The 24142-nt window shown below is 65.3% G+C and carries 19 protein-coding genes; 8 read left to right on the forward strand and 11 right to left on the reverse strand.

Annotated elements, in window-relative coordinates:
• Positions 1 to 191: 191 nt before the first annotated feature.
• The 4 genes from NW855_RS15110 to NW855_RS15125 all read right to left on the reverse strand — a co-directional run bounded on the left by NW855_RS15110 (position 192) and on the right by NW855_RS15125 (position 5402).
• A complete protein-coding gene (locus NW855_RS15110) occupies positions 192 to 2465 on the reverse strand; it encodes a polyribonucleotide nucleotidyltransferase (protein ID WP_414509043.1) in 2274 nt (757 codons plus the stop codon).
• An 18-nt stretch (positions 2466 to 2483) separates the two neighbouring features.
• Positions 2484 to 2759, reverse strand: coding sequence for a 30S ribosomal protein S15 (rpsO, locus tag NW855_RS15115; RefSeq protein ID WP_414509044.1), 276 nt, complete (start codon positions 2757 to 2759; stop codon positions 2484 to 2486).
• Positions 2760 to 2901: 142 nt separating this feature from the next.
• Complete coding sequence (locus NW855_RS15120) at positions 2902 to 3597, reverse strand: SOS response-associated peptidase (RefSeq protein ID WP_414509045.1); 696 nt, start codon at positions 3595 to 3597, stop codon at positions 2902 to 2904.
• Entirely contained in the window at positions 3597 to 5402 is a 1806-nt protein-coding gene (locus NW855_RS15125; RefSeq protein ID WP_414509046.1) for a proline--tRNA ligase, read from the reverse strand. The genes NW855_RS15120 and NW855_RS15125 overlap by 1 nt, the downstream gene beginning before the upstream one ends.
• 126 nt (positions 5403 to 5528) lie before the next feature.
• On the opposite strand from NW855_RS15125, the gene NW855_RS15130 reads away from it, so the two are divergent.
• Complete coding sequence (locus tag NW855_RS15130; protein WP_414509047.1) at positions 5529 to 6428, forward strand: hypothetical protein; 900 nt, start codon at positions 5529 to 5531, stop codon at positions 6426 to 6428.
• A 163-nt stretch (positions 6429 to 6591) separates the two neighbouring features.
• Here NW855_RS15130 and NW855_RS15135 read toward each other — a convergent pair whose 3' ends face one another.
• The 4 genes from NW855_RS15135 to NW855_RS15150 all read right to left on the reverse strand — a co-directional run bounded on the left by NW855_RS15135 (position 6592) and on the right by NW855_RS15150 (position 10590).
• Complete coding sequence (locus tag NW855_RS15135; protein ID WP_414509048.1) at positions 6592 to 8580, reverse strand: O-antigen ligase family protein; 1989 nt, start codon at positions 8578 to 8580, stop codon at positions 6592 to 6594.
• A gap of 169 nt (positions 8581 to 8749) precedes the next feature.
• Complete coding sequence (locus NW855_RS15140; RefSeq protein WP_414509049.1) at positions 8750 to 9247, reverse strand: NUDIX domain-containing protein; 498 nt, start codon at positions 9245 to 9247, stop codon at positions 8750 to 8752.
• Positions 9244 to 9705 carry a signal peptidase I gene (lepB, locus tag NW855_RS15145; protein ID WP_414509050.1) on the reverse strand — a complete coding sequence of 154 codons (462 nt, stop codon included), beginning with the start codon at positions 9703 to 9705 and terminating at the stop codon, positions 9244 to 9246. Before lepB ends, NW855_RS15140 begins: the two co-directional genes overlap by 4 nt.
• Before the next feature lie 3 nt (positions 9706 to 9708).
• Entirely contained in the window at positions 9709 to 10590 is an 882-nt protein-coding gene (locus NW855_RS15150; protein WP_414509051.1) for a serine hydrolase, read from the reverse strand.
• 40 nt (positions 10591 to 10630) lie between these two features.
• On the opposite strand from NW855_RS15150, the gene NW855_RS15155 reads away from it, so the two are divergent.
• Together NW855_RS15155 and NW855_RS15160 are read left to right on the forward strand one after the other, a co-directional pair.
• On the forward strand, positions 10631 to 10903 hold the full coding sequence (locus NW855_RS15155; RefSeq protein ID WP_414509052.1) for a hypothetical protein: 273 nt from the start codon (positions 10631 to 10633) through the stop codon (positions 10901 to 10903).
• Between the two features lie 73 nt (positions 10904 to 10976).
• A complete protein-coding gene (locus NW855_RS15160) occupies positions 10977 to 13319 on the forward strand; it encodes a 3-hydroxyacyl-CoA dehydrogenase/enoyl-CoA hydratase family protein (protein WP_414509053.1) in 2343 nt (780 codons plus the stop codon).
• A 217-nt stretch (positions 13320 to 13536) separates the two neighbouring features.
• On the opposite strand, the gene NW855_RS15165 is transcribed toward NW855_RS15160, so the two are convergent.
• The gene (locus tag NW855_RS15165) at positions 13537 to 14223 is read right to left on the reverse strand and encodes a hypothetical protein (RefSeq protein WP_414509054.1); all 687 of its coding nucleotides are present in this window, start codon (positions 14221 to 14223) and stop codon (positions 13537 to 13539) included.
• A 121-nt stretch (positions 14224 to 14344) separates the two neighbouring features.
• Between NW855_RS15165 and NW855_RS15170 the strand changes: the two genes are divergently transcribed.
• The 5 genes from NW855_RS15170 to NW855_RS15190 are packed head-to-tail and all read left to right on the forward strand — an operon-like array spanning position 14345 to position 20455.
• Positions 14345 to 16441, forward strand: a complete 2097-nt coding sequence (locus NW855_RS15170; protein ID WP_414509055.1) for a transglutaminaseTgpA domain-containing protein — start codon at positions 14345 to 14347, stop codon at positions 16439 to 16441.
• Positions 16422 to 17543 carry a DNA polymerase III subunit delta gene (holA, locus tag NW855_RS15175; protein WP_414509056.1) on the forward strand — a complete coding sequence of 374 codons (1122 nt, stop codon included), beginning with the start codon at positions 16422 to 16424 and terminating at the stop codon, positions 17541 to 17543. Before NW855_RS15170 ends, holA begins: the two co-directional genes overlap by 20 nt.
• Positions 17544 to 17548: 5 nt before the next feature.
• Complete coding sequence (locus NW855_RS15180) at positions 17549 to 18622, forward strand: glycoside hydrolase family 130 protein (protein WP_414509057.1); 1074 nt, start codon at positions 17549 to 17551, stop codon at positions 18620 to 18622.
• A 51-nt stretch (positions 18623 to 18673) separates the two neighbouring features.
• A complete protein-coding gene (locus NW855_RS15185) occupies positions 18674 to 19828 on the forward strand; it encodes a trans-sulfuration enzyme family protein (RefSeq protein WP_414509058.1) in 1155 nt (384 codons plus the stop codon).
• Between the two features lie 15 nt (positions 19829 to 19843).
• Positions 19844 to 20455 carry a Uma2 family endonuclease gene (locus NW855_RS15190; RefSeq protein WP_414509059.1) on the forward strand — a complete coding sequence of 204 codons (612 nt, stop codon included), beginning with the start codon at positions 19844 to 19846 and terminating at the stop codon, positions 20453 to 20455.
• Position 20456: 1 nt separating this feature from the next.
• Here NW855_RS15190 and NW855_RS15195 read toward each other — a convergent pair whose 3' ends face one another.
• Both NW855_RS15195 and dnaX read right to left on the reverse strand, forming a co-directional pair.
• Positions 20457 to 22478, reverse strand: coding sequence for a hypothetical protein (locus NW855_RS15195; protein WP_414509060.1), 2022 nt, complete (start codon positions 22476 to 22478; stop codon positions 20457 to 20459).
• Positions 22479 to 22485: 7 nt separating this feature from the next.
• Positions 22486 to 24111, reverse strand: a complete 1626-nt coding sequence (dnaX, locus tag NW855_RS15200) for a DNA polymerase III subunit gamma/tau (protein WP_414509061.1) — start codon at positions 24109 to 24111, stop codon at positions 22486 to 22488.
• Positions 24112 to 24142 lie beyond the last annotated feature (31 nt).

Below are 24142 nucleotides of genomic sequence, written 5' to 3' on the forward strand. Positions count from 1 at the left end.
GCACATCGGGGGCGTCTTGCGACCACGCGAACACCGTTAGCCCCACAAGCAGCGTCAGCAGAATCCAGCGCATCATGTACCTTGCCTCCTCGTAGGCGATTCGTTCGGCGGGCGCGCGGGGATTCCTGCAGGCTAAGCGTGTCGGGCAGGGTCAGTGCAGGGCGCAGGGGGCGATGTGCCCCCTGCATGGCTTACCGCTTCGGTCGGAACTGCGGCTTGGGGATGTCGTCCTCGGCGGGTTGGGGTTTTTCGGGGCGCTGAGGGCGGTCGCCGCGTGGGGGCGCGGGGCGTCGATCAGGTCGGGGCGCGCCGCTGCTCACAGGCGACGCTACCGCGCTCACCGCGCCGAACTCGGCAGGTTGCTCCAGCCCGCGCGTGGTCAGGTTGATGCGCCCCATGTGGTCGATCTCCTTGACGCGCACGCGCAGCGTATCGCCCACCTTGACCACCTCGTCGGGGCGGTTGACGCGCTTGTCGGTCAGGTCGCGCAAGTCCACCAGCCCCTCTTTGCCGGGCAGCACCTCCACGAACGCGCCGCGCGCCATCAGACGCGTCACGCGCCCTGTGTAGACCTCGCCGACGGCGACCTCTTTGGTCAGCGCCTCGATCATCTGGCGCGCCCGCTCGCCCGACTCGCCGTCAGGCGCGGCGATGTAGATTTTGCCCGTCTGCTCGATTTGAATCTGCGCGCCCGTCTCGGCGGTGATTTTCTTGACCGTCTTGCCGCCCGGTCCGATGACCTCGCCGATTTTGTCGGGGTTGATCTCCATCACGAAGATGCGCGGGGCGCGCGGCGACACTTCAGGACGCGGCGCAGGGATGACCTCCAGCATCTTCTGCAGGATATACAGGCGCGCCTCACGAGCGCGTGCGAGCGTCTCCTCGATAATCGGCATCGGCAAGCCAGGGATCTTCAGATCGAGCTGGATGGCGGTAATCCCTTTCTCGGTGCCTGCGACCTTGAAGTCCATATCGCCGCAGGCGTCTTCCATGCCCTGAATGTCGGTTAGGATAGCGTAGCGGTCGTCGCTTTCGTAGACCAGCCCTGTGGCGATGCCCGCGACGGGCGCCTTGATGGGCACGCCGGCGTCCATCAGCGCGAGCGTGCTGCCGCAAGTGCTTGCCATCGAGGTCGAGCCGTTCGATTCCAGCACCTCCGAGTAGAGCAGGATGGCGTAGGGGAACTCCTCTTCGGGGGGGATCATGCGCATCAGGGCGCGTTCGGCGAGCATGCCGTGTCCGACCTCGCGTCTGCCAGGACCGCGCAGCGGGCGCACCTCGCCCACGCTGAACGGCGGGAAGTTGTAAAAGTGCATGTAGCGCTTGCTCTCTTCCTCGCTGAGCGCGTCGAGGATTTGCGCCTCTTGGAGCGCGCCGAGCGTGCAGGTGGTCAGCACTTGGGTCTGCCCGCGCTGGAACAGCCCGCTGCCGTGCGTGCGGGGCAGGATTCCGACCGCGCAGTGGATTTCGCGGATTTCGTTCGGGGCGCGCCCATCGGGACGCTTGCCCTCGTCCAGAATCAGCTTGCGCACGGTCTCCTTGATGACCTCGTCGACCGCCATGCTAAGTTCCAGCTCGCGCCCAGCGTAGGGCGGCGGCGAGTCGGGGTCGGGCGGAGTGTTCATCTGCACCACGATTTCGTCCTTGAGCTGGCTCAGTCCCGCCTCGCGTGCGAGCTTGTCAGGGTTCTGAATCGCCTCTTTGAGCGACTCGCCTGCGAACGCCTTGACCGCCTCCTTGACTTCGGACGACACAAGGTACATCGGCAGTTCCGCCTTCGGCTTGCCCACCTGCGCCCGCAGCTCCTCAATCAGCGCAATCACCTTCTGGTTCTCCAGATGCGCCAGTTCGATGGCTTGGAGCATTACCTCTTCGGGCACTTCGTTGGCGTCCGCCTCGATCATCATCACATGGTCGGGACGGCTGGAGACGACCAGCTCGAGGTCAGAGAGTTCCGTGATGTCGCTGTTGGGGTTGACGACAAAATCGCCGTTCACATAGCCGATGCGCACCGCGCCGAGCGGTCCGTTCCACGGGATGTCGGAGATGGTCAGCGCGGCGGATGCGCCGATGATGCCCAGCACCGCAGGCGGGTGGTCGAAGTCCACCGACAGCGGCAGCACAATCACCTGCACCTCGTTGCGCATGCCCTTTGGGAACAGCGGGCGGATGGAGCGGTCAACAAGGCGTCCCTGCACAATCGACTCGTCGGAGGGGCGTCCCCCGCGCTTGACGAACCCGCCAGGGATTTTGCCGACGGCGTACTTGCGCTCCTCAAAGTCAACAATCAGGGGGAAAAAGTCAATGTCGGCGCGCGCGTTCTGGCTCATCGTCGCGGTGACCAGCACCACGCTCTCCCCATAGCGCACGACCACAGCGGCATTCGCTTGATTCGCTAAGACGCCTGTTTCCAGCGACAATAGGTCTCCGCCAATCTCGGCGGATACAACGATGGGTTCTCGCATGCTGTGAAATCCTCCTCTTTACCGCTGCGAGCGCAGACCCAGCCGTTGTACCAGCGTGCGGTAGCGCTGAATGTCCTCTTTCGCGAGGTAGTTCAGCAGCTGCCGTCGCTGTCCGACCAGTTTGACCAGCCCGTAGCGGGAGTGATAATCCTTACGGTGTGTCTTGAGATGTTCCGTCAAATAGTTGATGCGCGCGGTCAGCAGCGCAATCTGCACTTCGGGCGAGCCTGTGTCGCCCTCGTGGCGTTTGTACTCGTTGATAATCGCCTGTTTCTGTTCGGGCGTGAGCGCCATAGTGTTCTCTGTACCTCCTTGACTCGTTCTGTGTGCGCTTGGGGCGACGCCGCTTCACGAAACCGCCTTCGGGCGGCTTGGTGAAACAGCCTTCGCCCCGCATGCGCAACGCGTATTATACCCGACGGCGTAGTTTTTCGCGCTATAACTCCAACGCGCTCTGTTGAGGCGCGTCGGCGGGGGCAATCAGGCTGGGGTCGTCGTTGGCGGGGCTGTTGACGCGCGTGCCCACAGGGTAGGCAATCAGCAGGTCGTCGGGCGCGGGGCGCAGCAGCGGTGCCAGCGACGACAGGGGAGCGTCGGGGTCAAGCCACAGCGCGTAGGCGTCGGGCGGCAGGATGACCGCCATACGGTCGTGCAGCGGGCGCACCGTGGCGTTCGCGTCGGTGGTGATAATCGTGCAGGTGTGCAGTTCGCTCCCGTCGGGGCTGTGCCAGGTCGCCCACAGCCCTGCCAGCCCCAGCAGGAGGTCGTCGCGCGCCCGCACGAAGTAGGGACGCTTGGCAGCACCCACCTTCTGCCACTCGTAGAAGCCGTTGGCGGGGATGATGCACCGTCGGTAGCGGTAGGCGTCGCGGAAGGCGGGCTTTTCGTGCAGCGTCTCCGCGCGGGCGTTAATCATGCGGTTGCCGATGGTGGGGTCTTTCGCCCAGCGCGGCACGAGTCCCCACACCAGGTGCGTCCATTCGCGTTGGCGCGTGTCGGGGTTGTGGCGCAGGGCGAGCAAGGGCTGGCTCGGCGCGATGTTGTAGCGCGGCGGCACGGGATGCGGCACGGGCAGCCCGAACCGCCACGCGAGTTGCTCGCCGTCGGCGTATAGCGCGTAGCGTCCGCACATTACTTTGGCTGATACGCCGCCTTCATCGCCCGCACGCGCTCGGCAATCTGCGCAGCAGCGGTCTCCAGCGGCAGTTTGTCGGGAGTCTTGTCCGTGCGCAGGCGCACCTCCACTTGCCCATCCTGCACCGCGCGCCCGACCACAACTTGGATGGGAATGCCGATCAGGTCGGCGTCCTTGAATTTGACGCCGCTGCGCTCGTCGCGGTCGTCGTACAGCACCTCCACGCCGTGCGCCTGCAGGGATTCGTACAGTTGCTCGGCGGCGGCGCGCTGCGAAGCGTCTTCGGGGTTGACCAGTATCAATATCACCTCGAACGGCGCGACGGTGATGGGGAAACGGATGCCGTCCTCGTCGTGGTGCGCCTCCACGACGGCTGCCATACAGCGGCTGACGCCCAGCCCGTAGCAGCCCATGATAATCGGGTGCTGGTTGCCCTCCGCGTCGGTGAACAGCGCGCCCATGGCTTGGCTGTATTTCGTGCCGAGTTGGAAGATGTGCCCGACTTCGATGCCGCGCACCTCTTGCAGGATACCTTCGGGGTGGCGCGGGGACGGGTCGCCTGCCTGCGCGACGCGCAAGTCCGCCCAAATCGGTTCGGGGAAGTCGCGCCCCCAGCAGACATGAATCAGGTGCGCGTCCGCCTCGTTCGCGCCCGTGATGAAGTCCTGCAGCCCGCGCAGTTCGTAGTCGGCGTACAGGGGCAGGTCGGCGGGCAGCCCGACGGGTCCCGCAAAGCCCACTGGCGCGCCCGTGAGTCGCTGAATCGTCTCGGCGTCGAGCATCTCCACACTCTCGCCGTGCAGGGCGTGCATCAGTTTGTAGGGGTTCAGTTCGCGGTCGCCGCGCACCAGCGCCGCCACAGGCTTGCCGTCCACGCGCATTAGTAGCGTCTTGACCAGGCGGTCGGGCGTCGTGTTCAGGAACGCGCACACCTCCTCGACGGTGCGGGCGTTCGGCGTGGCAACCTTTTCGGCAGGCGGGACGCCTTCAATCGGCGGTGGGGTCAGCTTCGGGTCGGGCAGTTCGCACCGCTCGGCGTTCGCTGCGTAGCCGCTCTTGTCGCACTGCAGCACGCGGTCTTCGCCCCCAGACGCGATAATCATGAACTCCTCGTTGCTGCCGCCGCCGATGGCGCCCGCCTCAGCGTCCACAATCAGCGTCGGCAGCCCCATGCGTTGGAACATGCGGATGTACGCCTCGCGCAGTTTTTGGTACATCGTCTCCAGCGCGTCGGCGTCCGCGTCGAAGCTGTAGCCGTCGTACATGATGAACTCGCGGGCGCGGATGACGCCTCCGCGCGGGCGCGGCTCGTCGCGGAACTTCGTTTGGATCTGGTACAGCAGCAGCGGCATCTGGCGATACGAGCTGACCGCGTGGCGGATGATGTCGGTGATGACCTCCTCGTGCGTGAAGCCGAGCGTGAAGGGGCGTTGATGGCGGTCTTTCAGGCGGAACAGGATGTCCAGCCCGCTGCGTCCCGTCTCGTCCAGTAGCTCTTGGGGCACGAGCGCGGGCATAAACAGCTCAATCCCGCCGATGCGGTCGCTCTCCTCGCGCACGATTTGCTCGATTTTACGGATAACGCGCCAGCCGAGCGGCAGGTAGGTGTAGACGCCAGCGGCGAGCTTGCGGATGAAGCCCCCGCGCAGCAGCAGGCGATGGCTCGGCAGCTCCGCCTCGGCGGGCGCCTCACGCAAGGTCGGCATAAAGTAGTGCGATGCTCGCATAGGGTTTTGTTGCCTCCGTTGTTGTGCAGGCAATAGTGTACCCTGTGGGGGTGGGTAGACCTGATAAGTGTACATCGCTTGAGTTCGCTGCGTGCGAGGCGCTCGCGTTTTTTGCCCTCACCCCCAGCCCCTCTCCCACAGGGTGGGAGAGGGGTGTAGGGGCGCGGCGTGCCGCGCCCCAGTGGTATAATTCATTCGGCTATGCCCATTATCGAGACTGTCGAGCAGTTGGCAGACTTCTTGGAGCAGAACGAGGAGTGGCGGCGCAGGATTTTCAGCATCCTCGTGCCGCGCGAGCTGGCGCGCCTGCCTGCGGAGTTCGAGGAGTTCCGCGCGGAGGTGCGGCGCGAGTTCGACGCCGTGCGCCAAGAGATGCGCAGCGGCTTCGCGCGTGTTGACGAACAGTTCGCGCGTGTTGACGAGCGGTTCGCGCGTGTTGACGAGCGGTTCGCGCGTGTAGATGAGCGGTTTGTGCAGGTGAACGAGCGAATCGCTCAAGCCGAGCGCGAGATCGAGAGCCTACGCGCCGAAATGCGCGAGCGGTTCGCCCAAGTAGACCGCGAGTTCGAGGCGGTACGCCGCGAAATGCGCGAGGGCTTCGAGCAACTACGCGCCGAAATGCGCGAAGGCTACGCAGAACTGGCACAAAAAATCCAGCGAAACACCGACGACATCGCCGAACTGAAAGGCAAGTCGCTCGAACGCGAGTACCGCGACAAGGCGCGTTCCATATTTGGCAGGTACTTCCGCAGTGTCGCCGTCATCGACTGGATCGACTTGGAAGACCCGCTGGAGGCGGTCGCGCCCCTGAGCGACGCCGAGCACACCGAGCTGAGCGTCATAGACCTGCTGGTGCGCGGGCGACGCAGAACCGACGGGCAGGACACCGTTTTAGTGATTGAGGTCTCGTGGACGATCACGCACTACGATGTAGAGCGTGCCGTGCGACGCGCGGAGATTTTCCGACAGCGCGGTTTCACCGCTACCCCGACCGTTGTCGGGAGTGAGATTAGCCAAGAGGTGCAACTTGCTGCGCAGCAGGCAGGCTGCGCCGTTGTGCTGAACGGGCGCTACGAGTTCGACCTGCCGTTTCGGGGGTAGCGCAGTCAGCCCCTGCGTGGTCAGGACAGGCGCGAATCCGCACAAACCACCGCACGCATGCCCACGCTATCCAACACGCCTCTACCACGCACAACCCATCATAACAACGCGACAACCGAACCATCGCGCTACCGCCCACGGCTAATTGAGAAACTCCAACAGACTACTCCGCACTCAGCTTTGCATACTCCTGTCGAAGCGCGTCGGCGTCTTGGGTGCGCCCCTGCGACTCGTAGAGCGTCGCCAAGTCTCGCAACGCCTGTAGGTGCGCGCTGAGAATCTGCCGTTCGCGTTCGGGGTTATACAGCCCCAGCCCGCGCCCCGCCAAGTTGAACGGATAGGTCACCTCGCGGTAGTTGCGGAACACTTGCAGCGCCTGCTCGTAGTGCCCCTGCGCCTTGACTGTCTCGCCCCGCGCGCGGTAGTGGCGCGCCAGCGCGAGGTGCGCAAAGCCATACGCCGTCTCCACGATTTCGGGAATCGCGCGAATGCGCCCGTAGGGGCTGTTTTGAACCTCGATGACGCGCTCGTAGTATCCCCGCGCTTCGTCGGTCAGGCGCGGGTTGCTGGGGTCGGGCTGGGCGTACTGGGCGAGTTTGAGCAGCGCGGGCAGGCTGTGCGGGTCGCGTTCCAGCGCAGCTTCGAACTGGGCGCGGGCGCGTTCGCGGTCGTTCTCGCGCTCGTAATACAGCCCCAGCCGATAGAGGTTGCGCGGCGAGGGCTTGAGGCGCACGGCGCGGCTCATCAGCTCCAGCGCGGTCTCGCGCCTGCCCAGCGCGTAATACAGCTCGCCCGCGTCCATCAGGTAGTCGGCGTTGGTGGGGTCGAACCGCCGCGCCGCGCTGTAATACTCCGCCGCTTGGGGTACATGCGAGACCAGCATCTCGTACTTGCCCTGATTGGCGTACCACTCGCCCAGCCCGAAGCCCGTCAGAGCCGTCAGCGCAACCAGCGTGATGGTCAGCGCAGTGCCCCGCCGTTCAATCGCGCGCACGGGCATCGCGTACACGCCGTCCACCGCAAACGCCAGCCCCAGCCCCAGCAGCGCGCACAGCGTCAGCAGGTTCGCAAACGCCTGCAGGTCGGAATCGACGGCGTTGTGCAGCGCCGCGCCGACGACTGCCGCGATGACGCCCGCCCGCATCGGACGCCAGTCCATCACGCGGGGTGCGGGTCGGGTCGGGTCAGGCGGCTGCTCGCCCTGCAACGCGCGCCCCAGCCAGCCGACCGCCAGCGCGATCAGCAGCGCCAGCGCGGGCAGCCCCGACTCGGCGGCGAGTTCCAGATAGGTATTATGCGCCGCGCGGGTGTAGCCGACGCTCGCATAGCGCGGGTACTGCCACTCGAACGCGCCCGTGCCCACACCCAGTATCGGGTTCGCTAACGCGGTGCGCAGGGCGCCCTTCCAGGTCTCGATGCGGAAGGCGCCCGAATGCACATCCTGCGTCGCCGCCTGCGGGGTCAGCCGCTGTGTAGCGGGGGTACTCAGCCAGAACACGCCCAGCAGCAGCACGCCAACCACCACGAGGCGCATCACGAAGTCGCGCCCCAGCAGTCGCCACGCGCCCGTAAGCCCCAGAAAGACCGCCGCCGCGCCAACAAACGCCAGCATCCCCAGCCGCGAGGCAGTGAGGGCAAGCGCACTGAGTTGCAGCCACAGCCCGACCGTGAGCAGCGCGGTGTAGACGCGCCGACGCGGTTCGGGCAACTCGCGCCCCAGCATCAGCAGCGCGCCCAGCGTCAACGGCGCGCTCATCGCCAAGTAGCCCGCCAGCAGGTTCGGGTTGAAAAAGCTCGCGAAGATGCGCCAGTTCGGAACCCCGCCCAGCGCGTTGGCGAGGTACTCCGCGCAGCCACGCAGTCCCAACAGGCTCGCGCTAACAATCATCGGCGCGACCACGAGCCAGCCCGTTGTACCCCGCCGCGCAACCGCCGCCAGATTCACGATGCACAGCAGCCCCAGCAGCCACTGCACCAAGCGATGCATGCCCGCCCAACCCGACTGCATCAGCGCAGCAGACAGCCCCATCCACACAATCAACAGCGCGAACGGCAGCGCGAAGCGTCCGACGGGCAACCGCCACATCTCGGCGTTCCAGCCTGCGACAAAAAAGCCCGCCAGCAGTAGCGCGCCGACAACCAGCATGCCCATCAGCGGCATATCCGCGTTCCAGAGCAGTGCGCCGAGCGTCGCGTCGGGCGACACGGGACGCGCACCCACATAGACGCTGCCCGCCAGCCACGGCGCCAGCGCAATCGCCGCGCCCGTCAGCCCCGCCGACCACGACGCCCACTGCGGCGCACGACGCTTGAGCTTCGCTTTACCGTTCCCAGAGTGCTTTGCGCCGTTCCTCTGCATAGCGAAAGACCGTCTCAATCAGGGGCGACCAGTCGTAATAAAGCGCGGGCATCTCGTCCAGGCTCGCCCATAGCACACCCTGCGACTCCGAATCGGGCTGGAGCGGCTCGAGGCGTTCCGCCCGCGCCAGAAACACGGGCGCGCTGCACGGCTCTGGCTCCGCCACAGAACACGGCTCCAGCAGGTAGTGTCCCAGCAGGCGCAACTCGCGCAGCACCGCGCCCGACTCCTCGTATGCCTCGCGGAGGGCGGCGGCGTCGGGCGATTCGCTGGGCTCGATGCGTCCGCTGGGGGCGCAGTAGCCCCGATTGCGGATATGCGCCAGCAGGTAGCGTCCCGCACCGTCGCTAATCAGCACGACCACATAGCACGGGCGCGGCGCATCGATAGGCGTCTCGTCGGGCACGAAGCGCATCTGCCTGCCCGCCCACATCGCCGTCAGCGTCGCCCAATCGGTCAAGGCAGCTCACCCCGCCCACCGACAATCTTGCCCTGCACATAGCTGAGCGGAATCGCACCGAGTTGACGGCTGTCCTCCGACCGCTCCATGTTGTCGCCCACCACGAAGATGTGTCCTTCGGGCACGCGCCCGCCCATCATGTACACCAGCGGCGTCCAATACTTTTCAGGGATCTGCTCGCCCGCCAGCGCGACCACGCGCTTGATGAGCAACTCCCCGTTCGGGCGCACAATCACCACCACATCACCTTTTTGGATGTCGCCGAAGAGCCAGTAGGCGGTGGTCATCAGCAGGCGGTCGCCGTTTTTGTAGGTCGGCTCCATCGATGGACCGTTGACCACCACCACGCGGAAGTTCAGCGCGAAAAAGAGCGCAAGCAGTCCGAAGATGGTGAGCAGGATCAGCGAGCGTGTCGTGCGTACCGTGTTGCGCGTTTCAAGGGTCTCCGCTGCGCTCATGAGTTAGGCTCCTCCGTAGCCTGCGGCGTATTTGTCGGCGTTTTTGGGCGCGCGCCACGAATCGCGCGGGTGATAGAACCGCCACACGGTCTGGGCGACCTCGCGGATGGCGACCTCGCCCTCGTTGTCGGGCGTCCAGCGCGTGTCCTCCGCCTCCTTCGTGAAGACCGCCAGAATGTATGCCCCCGACGGCGCATACACGATGCCCACATCCGAGCGTGAGCGGCTAATCGCGCCCGACTTGGTGCAGGCGACCACCCACGGCGGCACGGAGCCGCCAATCAGGTCGTCGTAATACTGGTGGCTCATGATGCGTAGCATGCGCTCGCACGCGGCGGGCGAGGCGGCTTTGTAGGTGCGGATGGCGTCCAACAATTGCACCATCTCGTTCGGGGTACACATGCCCATGCCCCAGCGGTCGCGCAGGGCTTTCAGTTCGGCGTCGTCGGGCGGGTGCAGCGCGAGCAGTTTCGTGTTGCGCAGCCCCAGCCGCTCCAAGTGGCGGTTCACCTCCACCGTGCCCAGCCGACGCGCCAGCATAATCGTCGCCGTGTTGTCGCTGACCGTAATCATCAGGTGCAGCAGCATCTTGACCTCGACGGACTGGTTCTCCTTGTAGAATTGGAGCAGTCCCGACCCGTCGCGGATGTCGTCAGGGGTAATCGGCAGCTTCTCGGCGTAGTTGAGGCGTCCCGCGTCGATCTCCTCCATCGCCTTGCTCATCACGGCGACCTTGATGGTGCTGGCGGTCGGGAAAATCTCGTCGCCGCGCAGGTCAATCCGATGGTTGTGGCGGGTGTGATACAGGCTGTAGCCCATTACGCCGCGAAAGCGTTCGCAAATCGCGTCCAGCTTCGCCTTGAGTGGTCGTGGGTCGCGCGCCATGCTCGAGATTGTACCTAACGCCGTTGGGTACACTTCGGTTATGCCGCGCAAGTGCCCCTATTGCCGCGCGGAGTTGCCCTCCGACGCGCCCGAACAGGAGTGCCCCGTGTGCCGCAATATCGTGCGCCCGCCGAACCCGCACGCCCGCCGATTCGCGTGGGTCGCGCTCATCACCGCAACGCTGTACCTCGTCGCGATGTTCTCGATGCTGGCGCGCGACACGGGCTGGTGGATTGGGGTCATCTTCGGCGCGGCGACGCTGAGCGGAATCTACCTGATGATTACCATGTACCACTTCTTCAAGGCGGGATAGGGGGTATAATCCCGCCTGCAGGAGTTTCGAACAGCGAGTCGAAAATCCGCACTGTACGAAGGAGGCGTTATCGATGCTGAACGAACATTCGACCACAGGCAGAGCCGCCGTGCTGGGCGCAGGCACGATGGGCGCGCAAATCGCCGCGCACTTAGCCAACATCGGCTGGCAAGTGTTGCTGTTAGACCTCACACTCGACCACGCAAAACAGGGACTGGAGCGCGTGAGCAAACTTAAGCCTGCGCCGTTTTACTTGCCCGAACTGGCAAGCCGTATCGAGTTAGGAAGCTTTGAGACCGATTTCCCCCGCCTGAAGGAAGCCGACTGGGTAATTGAAGCCGTCGTTGAAAAGCCCGACATCAAGCGCGAGTTGTGGACGCGCGTGCAAGACTATGTCGCCCCTAATGCCGTGCTGTCCACCAACACGAGCGGGCTGTCGATCCACGAGATGAGCGACGCCTGCCGCGAGGACATCAAGCGACGCTTTCTCGGCACGCACTTTTTCAACCCCCCGCGCTACCTGAAACTGCTGGAGCTAATCCCTCGCCGTGAGACCGACCCCGACATTCTGGAGGGCGTCGCACGGTTCGCCGAGCGCGTGCTGGGCAAGCGCGTGGTGATTGCCCGCGACACGCCGGGCTTCATCGCCAACCGACTCGGCGTCCACTCGATGATGGTCGTCTTCCCACTGATGCAGGAGTTCGGGATGACCATCGAGGAGGTGGACGCGCTGACGGGTCCGCTGATTGGCAACCCGCGCAGCGCGACCTTCCGCTTGGCAGACATCGTGGGGCTCGATGTGATGGCGAGCGTGGCGGGCAACCTGCACGAGCGACTGGCGACCGACGCCGAAAAGCGCGTCTTCGCCCTGCCCGAGGTGGTGCAACGCCTGATTGCCGACGGGCGACTGGGCGAGAAGACGGGCGCGGGCTTCTACCGCCGCCAGAAAGACGGCACCATCGAGGCGTTAGACCTGAACGCCTACGAGTACCGCCCCCGCCAGAAGGCGAAGTTCCCGCACCTGGACGCGCTGGAGAAGCTGCCGCTGGAGGAGCGACTGCGCGCGCTGGTGAACCACGACAGCCGCGAGGGACGCTTCCTGTGGCGGCTGCACGCGGAGACGCTTGCCTACGCTGCGCAGCACGCCCCCGACCTCGCCGATGACCCGATTGCGATTGACCACGCCGTCAAGTGGGGCTTCAACCGCGAGCTGGGTCCGTTCCAGACTTGGGACGCGCTGGGCGTGCGCGAGACCGTCGAGCGCATGGAGCGCGAGGGGCTGCCCGTGCCTGAACTGGCGCACAACCTGCTGCGCTTCGGCAGGACGCGCTTCTACGAGACCGCCGACACGGGCGACACGACCGTCTATGTGTGGCTGGGCGCAGGGCAAGTCGCCCCGTACCGACCCGACCCTGAGTTCCTCACGCCCACCAACATGGCACGCCACTGCCCCGAAGTGGAGCGCAACGCCGACGCCTCCATCTACGACCTTGGCGACGGCGTGTTCTGTGTCGGCATCCACAGCAAGATGAATGTGCTGGGACCAGGCGTGATGGAGATGCTGTATAAGGGCGCGGAGCGCGCCGAGCGCGAGGGCATCGGGCTGGTCATCACGGGCATTGGCGAACACTTCTCCGCTGGGTTCAACCTGCAGCTGTTTCTGATGATGATTGGCACGGGCGATTTTGATGAGCTGCTGATGGGCGGCAAGGCGTTCCAAGACTCGCTGCTGCGCCTGCGCTATGCGAAGGTTCCCGTCGTGGCGGCGACTTTCGGGTACACGCTGGGCGGCGGATGCGAGTTGGCGATGCACTGCGACCGCGTGGTCGCCAGCGCGGAGACCTACATCGGGCTGCCCGAAGTGGGCGTCGGTATCATTCCTGCGGGCGGCGGCACCTCAACGATGCTGTATCGCGCCCTCAGCAGCCTGCCCCCGAACGCCGACCCGTATCCCGCGATTCGGCGCGTGATGGAGACGCTTGGCTTCGGCAAGGTGGCGACCAGCGCACTGGAAGGCGTGCAGTACGGCTTCCTGCGGCATGGCGTGGACACCATCTCGGTCAACCCCGACCGTATCCTGTGGCTGGCAAAGCAGGAAGTGCAGCACCTCGCGGCGCAGGGCTACACCCCGCCCGAAGAGCCGAAGGTGATGGCATATGGCAACCAAGTGCTGACCCGACTGCTGATTGAACTGCACAACCTCAAGCGAGGCAACTTCATCACCGAGCATGACTTCACCGTCGCCTCGCAGATTGCCTATGTGCTGGCAGGGGGCGACTTGAGCCAGCCCGCCGAGATGCCGCTGTCGTACTTCTACCAGCTGGAGATTCAGGTCGTCGGCTACTTGGCGCAACAGCCCAAGACTTGGGAGCGCATGCGCCACATGCTCGAAACGGGCAAGCCGTTGCGCAACTGAGGGGCTACCCTCACCCCCAGCCCCTCTCCCACCTTGTGGGAGAGGGGAGCCGCAAGCTGACCTGTTTGGAGTGCTGAAGCATCAGCTTCAGCGTGGGCGGAAGCTTCGCTTCCGCACTCCATAATCACTCGCTTGCTTGCGGGCGCGGGGAACCGCGCGCGGGTTCGGTTCCCCCTGCGGGCAGGGGGAACCTGAAGGAGGGGGTCATCCAAAGAGTTCACGGATTCTGGGGCGGAGTGTCCTTCTTTTCCTCTTTTTTCTCGCCCTGCTGCTGTTGCTGCTGCTGGTCGCGTTGGCGCGCCTTGTCCCAGCGCTCCTGAAGGGCTTTGGGCAGCGCGTTGCGGATTTCCTGCAGCATCTGCTCGTTGACTTCCTGCAGGCGTCGCGCGCGCTGGTCGGGTGTGAGGGAGGTGTCCTGCGTAATCTGCTGGCGGATTTTGTTGTAGCGCTGCACGATTTCGCGGATTTTCTCCATCTGTTCGGGACTAAGGCGCATATCGGCGAGGCTGCTCAGCGCGGGCGACTGCTCTTCGAGCAGCGCCTCGAATTTTTTGAGTTGCTCCTCGTTGAGGACGGTGCGGATAAGGCGCACATACTCTTCACGCGCTTGACGCAGGCGTGCGATGCGCTGCTCGGCGGTCAGCGAGGTGTCGCGTCGAATCTGCTCGCTGCGGTCGTTGTATTGTTTCCACAGCCCATCGATGCGGGCGCGCTGTTCTTCGGTGAGGTTCAGGCGTGTCGCCAGATTCGCGGGCGCGAGCACATCGCCGCGCGCGGGCTGCCGTTGCGGTTGCGCCTGCACGGAAACGCCAGGCGCGCCTTTCTCATCTTGAGTCTCTTGCGCCCACAGCGGCGCGAGCGTTGTCAAAGCGAGTGTCGCTATCAGTATGCCTATCTGTCTCATAGCGGTTTCCTCCTGTAAGCGGGGCGGTTTGTCCCCTCTTCGAAGTATACCACACTTTTGGACGGCTGTGCATAGGAAGCGTGTTGCGAACTTCGTGTGGGGTAGAATCGTATAACTACTGATGGGGCTGCAACGGACGGCTTTGGGCGGCGCGCCGCCGCTGGCGGCGTATGGCGCAGCATGGCTGCTGACATTCGCATGCGTGCTGGTGGTGCAACTGGCGCGGGTCTCTGAGTTCTCGGCGATGCCGTTTGTGATCCTGCTGACGCTGGGGGTGGGCGCAAGCGCGTGGGCGAGTCGGTTCCCTCTCTCGGAGGGCGCGCGGCTGGTGTACGGGTTCCTGGACGGCGCACTCGCGCTGATTTGCCTTACGGGACAGTCGTTCCTAAATAGCATTTTTGGCATCGGGCTGGACGCCTCCATCGAGAACTACCTCAGCCTGTCGTTTCTGTGGTATCTGTGCTTGCGCAGCGCGTTGATGGTCACGATGAACGCGCTGGTGTTCCAGAGCGTGCCCGCGCTGGCGCTGTTCGGGCTGATTGCGACCTACATGCTGGCGGCGCAGATTCTGTGGTTGTTTGCGCTGATGCTGTTAGGGGTGCTGTTTCTGATGTTGGCGAGCCATCGGCTGGAGTGGGGTCGGGCGCGGGCGTCGCTGGAGACGGGCTACGCGCTGCGCACGGTGTTCGCGTCGGGGGCGTTGGCGGGGCTGCTGGCGTTTCTGGCGACGCCGATTCTTGCGCTGACCATCGGGCGCGCCATCTCGACGGTGGTGGTTGGGATGCCGCTGCGCGGGAATTTCCGCACGACGCCGTCCGAGACGCCGCCCGAACTGCAGGCAGGCGTAGGCGCGGTCAGCCTCAGTGAGATGGAGGTGCTGCGCGTGCGCATCGAAGGCAACGCGCAGCCCAACTACCTGCGGATGGAGTCGTACAACATCTACACAGGGCGCGGCTGGAATCGCGGGCGCGTGTTCTACGAGGAGATGCTGCCGCTGGGTCAGGGCAAGTTCGTGCCCCAGCGCGTCCCCGACGCGCCCGAAACACAGCAGGTTACGGCGACCGTGACTCTCAGCACGGGCTGGCATCGTATCCTGTATTCGCCGGGCTACCCACTGGAAGTGGAGGCGCCTGTGCGCCAGTTGCAGTATATGCGCTGGGTGGGCGCGGTCAGCAGCTACCGTCCGCTGGGCGCGGGCGAGCGCTACACGGTTCGCGCTTACCTGCCGCCCGACGACCCACGCATCCTGCGCCAGTTGCCGCCTTCGGCGTTGCGGTTCCCGTTCCAAGTGCCCACGCGCTCTGGGGCTCGCAGCGATAGCAGCGGACGGCGCACACCTCTGCAGGAGTTGGCAGACCGCCTCACCCGCAACCAGCCCACCCAGTACGACAAGGTGATGGCGCTGGTGCGCTACATCGAGCAGAACACCGCGTACAATCTGAATGTGGAGGCGTACCCGACGGATGTGGATGTGGCGGAATACTTTCTGTTCGAGGCGAAGCAGGGCTACTGCGTGGAGTTCGCCACCGCGCTGGCGGTGCTGTGTTTGTATGCGGACATCCCCGCGCGGGTGGCGTCGGGGTTCATTTTGCAGGAGCGCGACCCTGAGACGGGCGAGTTTATCGTGCGCGAGAAACACCGCCACCTATGGACAGAGGTCTATTTTGAAGGCGTTGGCTGGGTGGCGTTCGATGCGACGCGCAATGCGCCCGTGATAGAGGGCGGGGCGAACGACGCGCTGACGGGCGAGGCGACGGAGCAGGCGCGGCGGCAGTGGCTGCAGCGCGCGTTGGATGTGCTCATCGGCGCGGTCGTGCTGGCGATGCTCTACCTGCTGGTCGCGCCGCGCGTGGGTTGGCGGGCGGGCGCGGCGACGCCCCGCGCCCAGCGACTCTACGGGCAACTGCTGTTCGCGTTGCGCCTGCTTGGGCTGGAGCCGCCCGCGACGGGTCAGACACCGCGCGCCTACCTCGAGGCAGCCGCCGTGCGCCTAAACCAGCAGGGCAGCCGCGCAGCGGACGCCCTGCGCACGCTCACCCCCGCGCTCGTCGCCTACCTCTACGCTCCACCCGAACAAAGCGCGGCGCAGGAACCCGAACTCACACGGCAAATCGCCCGAATCCGACGCCAAATTCTGCAGGAACTCGGCGTCCGACGGCTTACTCTGCAGTTGCTCACCTTGGGATGGCAGCGGGTTTATGGCGGTCAAAAGATATAGCGAGCTGAAAGCGAGCGACTGGCGCACGCCAGCGACAGTCTACCTGTTGGAAGGAGAGGAGCCCGTGCTGCAGCGCGAGTTTCTCGCGCAGCTGCGCCGCGCGCTACAGGTGGAAACGGGCAGCATCGACGAATCGGTGCTGGACGCCCGCGAAACGCCCACAGCGACAGTAGGCGCAGTCGTGCAGACGATACCGATGGAAGCCGAGCGGCGGCTGGTGATACTCACGCACGCGAACCGCTCCAGCCCCAACGAGTTGCAGGCGTTGGCGCGGCTGGTGGAGCAGGTTCCGCCGTTTGCGTGTCTGGTGCTGCTGCCCGCGCCCGCCGATGAGAGTGAAGGCGCGAAAGCCGCGTGGAACGCGCTCACCAAAGCCGTCGAAAAGCACGGGCTGGTGATCAAGCTCACTGCGCTCACGGGCGCGTCGCTCACCCGCCGACTGGTCGCCGAAGCGCACGCCGCAGGCAAACAGCTGCGCCCCGAAGACGCCGAGTACCTGCAGACGCTGGTCGACGGCGTCGCCGAACGCGCCCTCGCCGAACTGGAGAAGGTGTTGCTGTTCGTGGAACCGCGTATGGAAATCAGCCGTCATGATGTGGATATGGTTGTGAGCGCGTCGCAGCAAGCGCAGGTGTTCAAGCTGGTGGACGCCATCGTCGCGCGGGACGCCCCCGCCGCGATGCGCCACCTGCGCCTGATGTTCCAGTCGGGCGCACGCGCCGAAGAGACCGCCCTAAAGACCCTCGCGCTGATTGCCCGCCAGTACCGCCTGATTTGGGGCGTGCGGGTGCTGATTCAACACGGGCAGCCCATCAAGCAGCCCAGCCGCGTCAGCCCAGAGGTCGCCCAACGACTGCCCAAAGACCCCGATGTGCTGCAGGTGCTGACGCGACAGGCGTTCCTGCAGGACAAACTGCAGCGTCAGGCGGAGCGGCTCAGCTGGGCGCAACTCTGTGCAGCGTTCCACGCGCTCGACGAGGCAGACCGCGCGCTCAAGGGGCTGCGCCCCAGTGTGAACGCCGCCGAAATTGTGGAAAGACTCATCGTCAGGCTCACAGTGGACGGCGAGCCTGCACCAGCGCACCGAAGACAAGGAGGTTAGCATCTGTGGCGAAGCGTGTGGCGGAGAATCCGATTATTACGCCCGAAATGGTCAAGCCTTCGGCGCCGAATCTGGAGGTGATTGGCGCGTTCAACCCCGGCGCAACGCGGTTCGGCGACGAGATTATCTTGCTGCTGCGCGTGGCGGAGCGACCGATTATGGACGACCCTGACCTGGTGGGCGTGCCCGTGCTGAACCTGAACCATGCCGATTCGGGGCGACTGGAGATTCTGACCTTCCCGCGCCACTCGCCGCTCACAGATCTTAGCGACCCGCGCGCCGTCGTCTACGAAGGGCGCGTGTACCTCAGTTCCATCTCGCACCTGCGCCTGGCGCGCAGCAAAGACGGCGTCCACTTCACCATCGACGACGAGCCGACGCTGTTCCCCGAAACCAAGTACGAAGAGTACGGCATCGAAGACTGTCGCATCACCCCCATCGACGGGGTGTATTACATCTCGTACACGGCGGTCTCGCGTTATGGAATCTGCGTTGGGCTTGCCTGCACGGAGGATTTCAAGCGTTTTCAGCGGCTGGGGCTGATTCTGCACCACGAGAACAAAAATGTGGCGCTGTTCCCGCGCAGGGTGGGCGGGCGGTATGTGGCGATGCACCGCACGGCGTCGTCGGCGTTCAACGGACCGAACATGTGGGTGGCGTACTCGCCTGACCTGTTGCACTGGGGCGACCACCAGTTCCTGATGGCGCCGCGCGTGCATCACTGGGATTCGCGCCGTATTGGGGCAGGCGCGCCGCCTGTGGAGACGCCCGAAGGCTGGCTGATTGTCTATCACGGCGTGAACGCCAAAGACGGCTACTGCGCGGGCGTCGCGCTGCTGGACTTGGACGAACCGCACAGGGTCGTCTGCCGTTCCCACGAGCCGCTGATTGCCCCCACCGAAGACTACGAGGTGAGCGGCTTTTTCGAGCGCGTGGTGTTCCCCACTGGCTTGACTCCGCTGGGCGACGGGCGGTGGATGGTCTACTATGGGGTTGCCGACCGCTCAGTCGCCGTCGCTGAGACGACGATGGACGAACTGCTCGCCGTCGCCAAAGGCGAACTCGCGCTGACGCGCTGACAACCGCGCCAGCGCAATTGCACCCGCAACGGGTACAATACCCCCGCCGCGATGGAGCATGACCTGAGTTTGGAGACGCTGCTGCAGCACTTGGGCGAGGAGACGCCGTTCCCCTACGGCTCGGTGACGCCCCCGATTGTGCAGACGACGCTCTTTACCGCGCCCTCGCTGCGGGTGCGCAACGAGCAGGGCGGGCTGAACGACGCAGGCTATGTCTACACGCGCGAGTCGAACCCCACCGTGCGCCTTGCCGAGCAGAAACTCGCGGCGTTGGAGCAGACCGAAGACGCGCTCTGCTTCGCATCGGGCATGGCGGCAATTGCCTCGGCGATTTTGACCTTCACGCGCACGGGCGACCATGTGGTGTGCGTCGAGAGCGCGTATCCCCCCACACGCACGCTGCTCGAATCGTGGCTGACGCGCTACGGGGTGCAGGCGACCTTTGTGGCGGGCAAGTGCCCCGATGAGTTCGAACGCGCTCTGCAACCAAACACGCGCATGATTTACCTCGAAAGCCCCGCCAGCATGGTGTTCCACCTGCAAGACCTGTCGGCGGTGAGCGCACTGGCGCGCGAGCGCGGGATCTTGACCCTGTGCGACAACAGCTGGGCGACGCCGATTTACCAGAACCCGCACGCGCTGGGGGTAGACCTCGTGCTGCACAGCGCGAGCAAGTATCTGGGCGGGCACAGCGACCTGCTGGCGGGCGTGGTCGCAGGGCGCACGGAACACATCGAGCAGGTGCGCCAGACCCGTTCGCTGCTGGGCGGGGTGCTGGAGCCGTTCGGGGCGTGGCTGCTGCTGCGCGGGTTGCGCACGCTGCCCGTGCGGATGACGCGCGCCCACCACAGCGGGCTGCAGGTCGCCGAATGGCTGGAGCAGCAGCCGCAGGTCGCGCGGGTGAACCACCCTGGCTTGCCCTCGCACCCGCAGCACGCGCTGGCGCGCAAGCAGATGCGCGGCTACGGCAGCCTATTCAGCTTTGAGACGCACCCCATCCGCGCGGAGCAGGCGTATGCCTTCGCCGATTGCCTGCGCCTGTTCCGATTCGGCTGCAGCTGGGGCGGCTACGAGAGCCTGCTGCTGGGCTGGGCACAAGCCGACACGGAGCCTGCGCCGTGGCTGTTCCGCATCTACATCGGGCTGGAGAACCCCGACGACCTGATCCGCGACCTGCAGGGCGCGCTGCCCGCCCTGACGCCGTAGGGTATACTCCTGCCGATGGCGAAGACCCGTTCCCGCACGGCGCATGCGCGACGCGCCGAAACGCCTGCCACTGTGGGACGCTACAGGTTCACCCCCGAAGCGTTCCACCGCTTGGGCGCGTTGGGCTTCCTGGACGATGCCACGCGCTACGAACTCATCGAGGGAGACATCTACGCCATGCCGCCGATTGGTCCCGAACACAGCGTCACGGTGGAGGTTGCCAGCCGCGTGCTGCGCCGTCAGGAGCGACTGCCGCACTACCATGCCCGCGTGCAGAACCCGTTGCGCTTAGGCGACAGCGAGCTTGTGCCCGACCTCGCCGTCGTGTCGGGCGACCCCGAAGACTACCTCGCGCAGCACCCGACGCACGCGCTGCTGGTGGTGGAGGTCGCCGACACGACGCTGGAGTTCGACCGCACGCGCAAGTTGCCGCTCTACGCGCAGGCGGGCGTGCCTGAGTGCTGGATCCTGAACCTGCGCGAGCGCGTGCTGGAGGTCTATCGGGAGCCGTCGAGCATGGGCTACCGCGCACAGCGCATCTACACGCCCGACGAAACCGTCGCGCCCCTGTTCGCGCCTGAATGGGCAATCCCCGTGCGCACTCTGTTCGGGCGGGAGAGTCGGTAGGCTACTGTTCCTCGCGTTCGTTTTGCTCAGGCATCTCGCCCGTGAACAGCGGCAGGGTCAAGTTGTACGGGTCAAACGCCTCCGCGCCTGTCAACTGCATGAAAAAGCTGCCGAACATGTGGTACGGGATCTCTTCCGCAGCCGAGTAGGGAGGAATATCAAGCAACGCCTCCGCGACGGCGAGCAGTGCAGACGCCCAAGCGCGGTGGGTATCGAGTCCTGATCCGCGCAGCTGCTCGATGGTCGGCGCGGCGTCGATGAGGGCTTGCGCGTTGCCCAACTCTGCGAGGCATCGCGCAGCGAAGGAGACGCCCACCTCGCGCTGCAGTTCGGCGTCCTCTACAAGCGACCGTAGTGTTTCAGCAGCGCGGTGAGAATGTCCACACTGCGCCCAGCCCAGCGCCAGCAGCGGCAGATAAATCGCGCGTTCCTCTGGCAATAGCCGAAGCGACGCCAGTATCGCAGCAGCCTGCTCCAGCGACACGACGGCAGCCGCCTTCTGGTCAAGGCGGATGCGAGCAAACGCCATCCCCAGCCGCGCGGTTAGCCGCGCACGCGGCGGCTCGATTAGCTCGGCGAGCGACTCCAGCGTCGGTATCAGCGACGGCGCTGCAGCAGGCTTCTCCATCACCAGCGCCCAGTAGCCCCAAAAGCGTCCCAGCGGCGACGCAATCCGCGAGAGGAACGCCTGTGCTTTGTCAAGGTCATTCGCGCGCGCTCGTGCAAGCGCCAGCGAGAGATACGCCTGCTCGCGCTCGCGGGCGGATTCTATGCGCGGCGCATACGACGCCGCCAACTGCCACTGCCCCTTCTCGATCAATCGGTAGAGTATCCATTCCTGCCTTCCCTTGAGGCGCAACCAGTTCTGGGGCGTCAGCAGTTTGGCGAGCATGTCGTACTGTCCGTAGTCAATCAGGGCATCGACGACGGAATAGCCATTAAGGTTGGCTTTCAGGGCGGTTTCATGCGCCAGGCGCACGATTCGTGCCGCTTCAGAGAGCCGATTCGCCTCCAGTAGGGCGCGTGCGAGGCGCAGCCAAGCGTCGGCGCGGATGCGTGCGTCTTGGATGCGCCGCACAGATTGCTCGGCTTGTGCATAGTCGCCCAACGATGCGTGAGCTTCTGCAAAGAATTGACGCAGGGAGTCCTGTGCGCGTGCCTGCTTGGTGAGCGGCGCGAGTCGCTGCAGCAGTTGCTGGGCGCGCGCCCGCTGCCCCAAGCGTGCGTAGCCCTGCACGATTCGGCACCCCACACGCGCCCGTGTATACGGCTCTAACTTGGGCAACAGCGCCTCGGCTTCGGCGAGCAGCGGCAGCGCGTCCTGTGGGGCTTGCGCTTCGATGTACGCCGTTGCAAGTCGGGTGAGCCAGTCCGCGCGTTCGGGCAGCTTTCGAGTCGCACGCACAGCGTGGGTCGCCTCGCGCAGCAGGGCGCGCGCCTCCGCAAACGCGCGATTCTCCAGCCGACGACGGGCGATATGATACAGCGTGTCGGCGCGGCGCAGCGGGTTGCGCATCTGCGCGAGTGCTTGGTCGCGCAGCGCGAACTGGCGACTCTCATCCGCCGCTTTGGCAAGCGGCTCAAGCACCATTCCTTGAGTAGTGGGGTCTTGGATAGCACGCGCTATTGCGAGCGACTCCTGTAGGCTACCGACGCTCGTACAGCGCGCAGCCATCCGTTGTAGCACCGTGTCGCGCTCGATGCAGGGCGTGGTCGCCACAAGCTGACGCGCCTGCTCCACCTGCCCTGCCAACGCAAGCGCCATCCCCAGCAGCGTGCAGGCGTACTCCATGTCGAGGCGCGCCCCGGGCGTGTCGTCGCAGGGCAACTCGGCGAGTAGGGCGCGCGCCGCCGAAAAGGCGTTCTGGGCGCGTTCGGGCTTGCCCAGCTTCGTCCATACGACGCCGAGCCTGCACCACACATCCAGCAAGGGCGGGGTTCTCTGAAGCTCAAACAGAATCGCATCCGCCCGCTGCGCGGCTTGCTCGGCTGTCTGACGCAGTGATGGCTTCTGTATCCTCATATAGATCTCACTCCTCCCCAGCGTCCACCTCGTGCCCGTTGAGCGCGTGCAGGAGTTCGTTCACGAGTTCCTCGCCTTCCAGTTCGCGTTCGGCGGGGGGCGGGGGTGTGAGGGGCGGCTCTTCGGGGCGCGCCTCGTCCGAGTACGCCAGCTGCACAGGCGCGTTCGGCGCGCCCAGCGTCTTGCGCACCTCCTCAATCAAGTTCGACTCGCGGCGCGCCTGCTGCTTGAAATACTCATAGCCGAACCGCGTCGGCAACACCACGCGCACAAGACCACCGTCCAGTTCCAGCCGCGAGCCGCGCAGGTGTATCCTTCCCGCAGGGCTGCGCTGCACGAGTTCCTCCACACGCTGCTGCCAGAGTTGGTTCGCCGTCGTGGGGTCTACGGGCAGCGCGGTCGCCGAGTCGGTTGTCGGAGCAGGTTGGGACGCGCGGGGTGCTGGCGCAGGGGGTGAAGCAGCGGACGGCGCAGGCGGGACGGGGCGCGGCGTCGGCGCGGCAGGCTGCACAGAGGCGACATACTGCGGCGCGGGCGCAACGCTCGGCTCGCACGCCAAGCGCAACAGGTACAGCTCCAAAATCGCGCGGGGCGAACCCGAAGTGCGCATCTCGCTCAGTGCGCCCGCCATCTGCTCCCACCACGCCAGCAGGCGCGGGATACCCGCCCGACGCGCCTGCTCGATCATCGCGCTCCACACCGTCGGGTCATACGCGCCCGCTCGGTCGTGCGCGTGCAGGGCTGCCTGAATCAGCGCGCGCCAGTGCTGAATGAGCGATTCGGCGAACACGCGCGGCTCGCGCCCCAACAGCATCTGCCCCTCCAACAGGTGCAACGCCTTGCCCGCGTCGCGCTCCAGCAGGGCGTCCGTGAGTTGCATCAGCGTCTCGTCTTCCAGCAGTCCCAGCGCGTTGTAGACCGTCTGCGCCGTGATTGTGCCGCCCTCGCTGAAGGCGATGACCTGCTCCAGCGCGGTGAGCGCGTCGCGCCACGAGCCGTCCGCTGCCCGCGCCACCAGATGCAGCGCCGCAGGCTCCGCCGTGAACCCCTCCGCCGTTAGTACCTGCTCCAGTCGTCGCGTGATGTCGGCAATCGTGCCCCTGTGGAAATCGAACCGCTGGCAGCGCGAGCGTATCGTCGGCGGCACGCGATGGAACTCCGTCGTCGCCAAGATGAACACCACATGCGGGGGCGGCTCCTCGATGGTCTTCAGCAGCGCGTCGAACGCCTTCGCCGAGAGGTCATGCACCTCGTCGATGATGTAGATTTTGTAGCGCGCCTCCATCGGCGGGTACTTCGCGTTCTCGATAATCGAGGTGCGCACATCGTCGATGCTGGTCTCGGAGGCGGCGTCCATCTCGACCACATCGACGCAGTTGCCCTCTTGAATGGCGCGGCAGAATCGGCACACCTTGCACGGGTTGGGCGTCGGACCCTGCTCGCAGTTGAGCGACTTGGCGAGCAGGCGCGCGGTGGAGGTCTTGCCCGTGCCGCGCGGACCGCAGAACAGGTACGCATGCGCCAGCCGACCCTGCTGAATCGCGTTCCGCAGGGTGACCGTCACATGGGACTGCCCCAGCAGCTCCTCGAAATCCTGCGCCCGATACTTGCGGTAGAGGCTGATGTACGCCACGCGGTAATTGTACCTGCGCAGGCTGCCGTCA

This window comes from Synechococcus sp. RC10B2, from assembly GCF_047502635.1.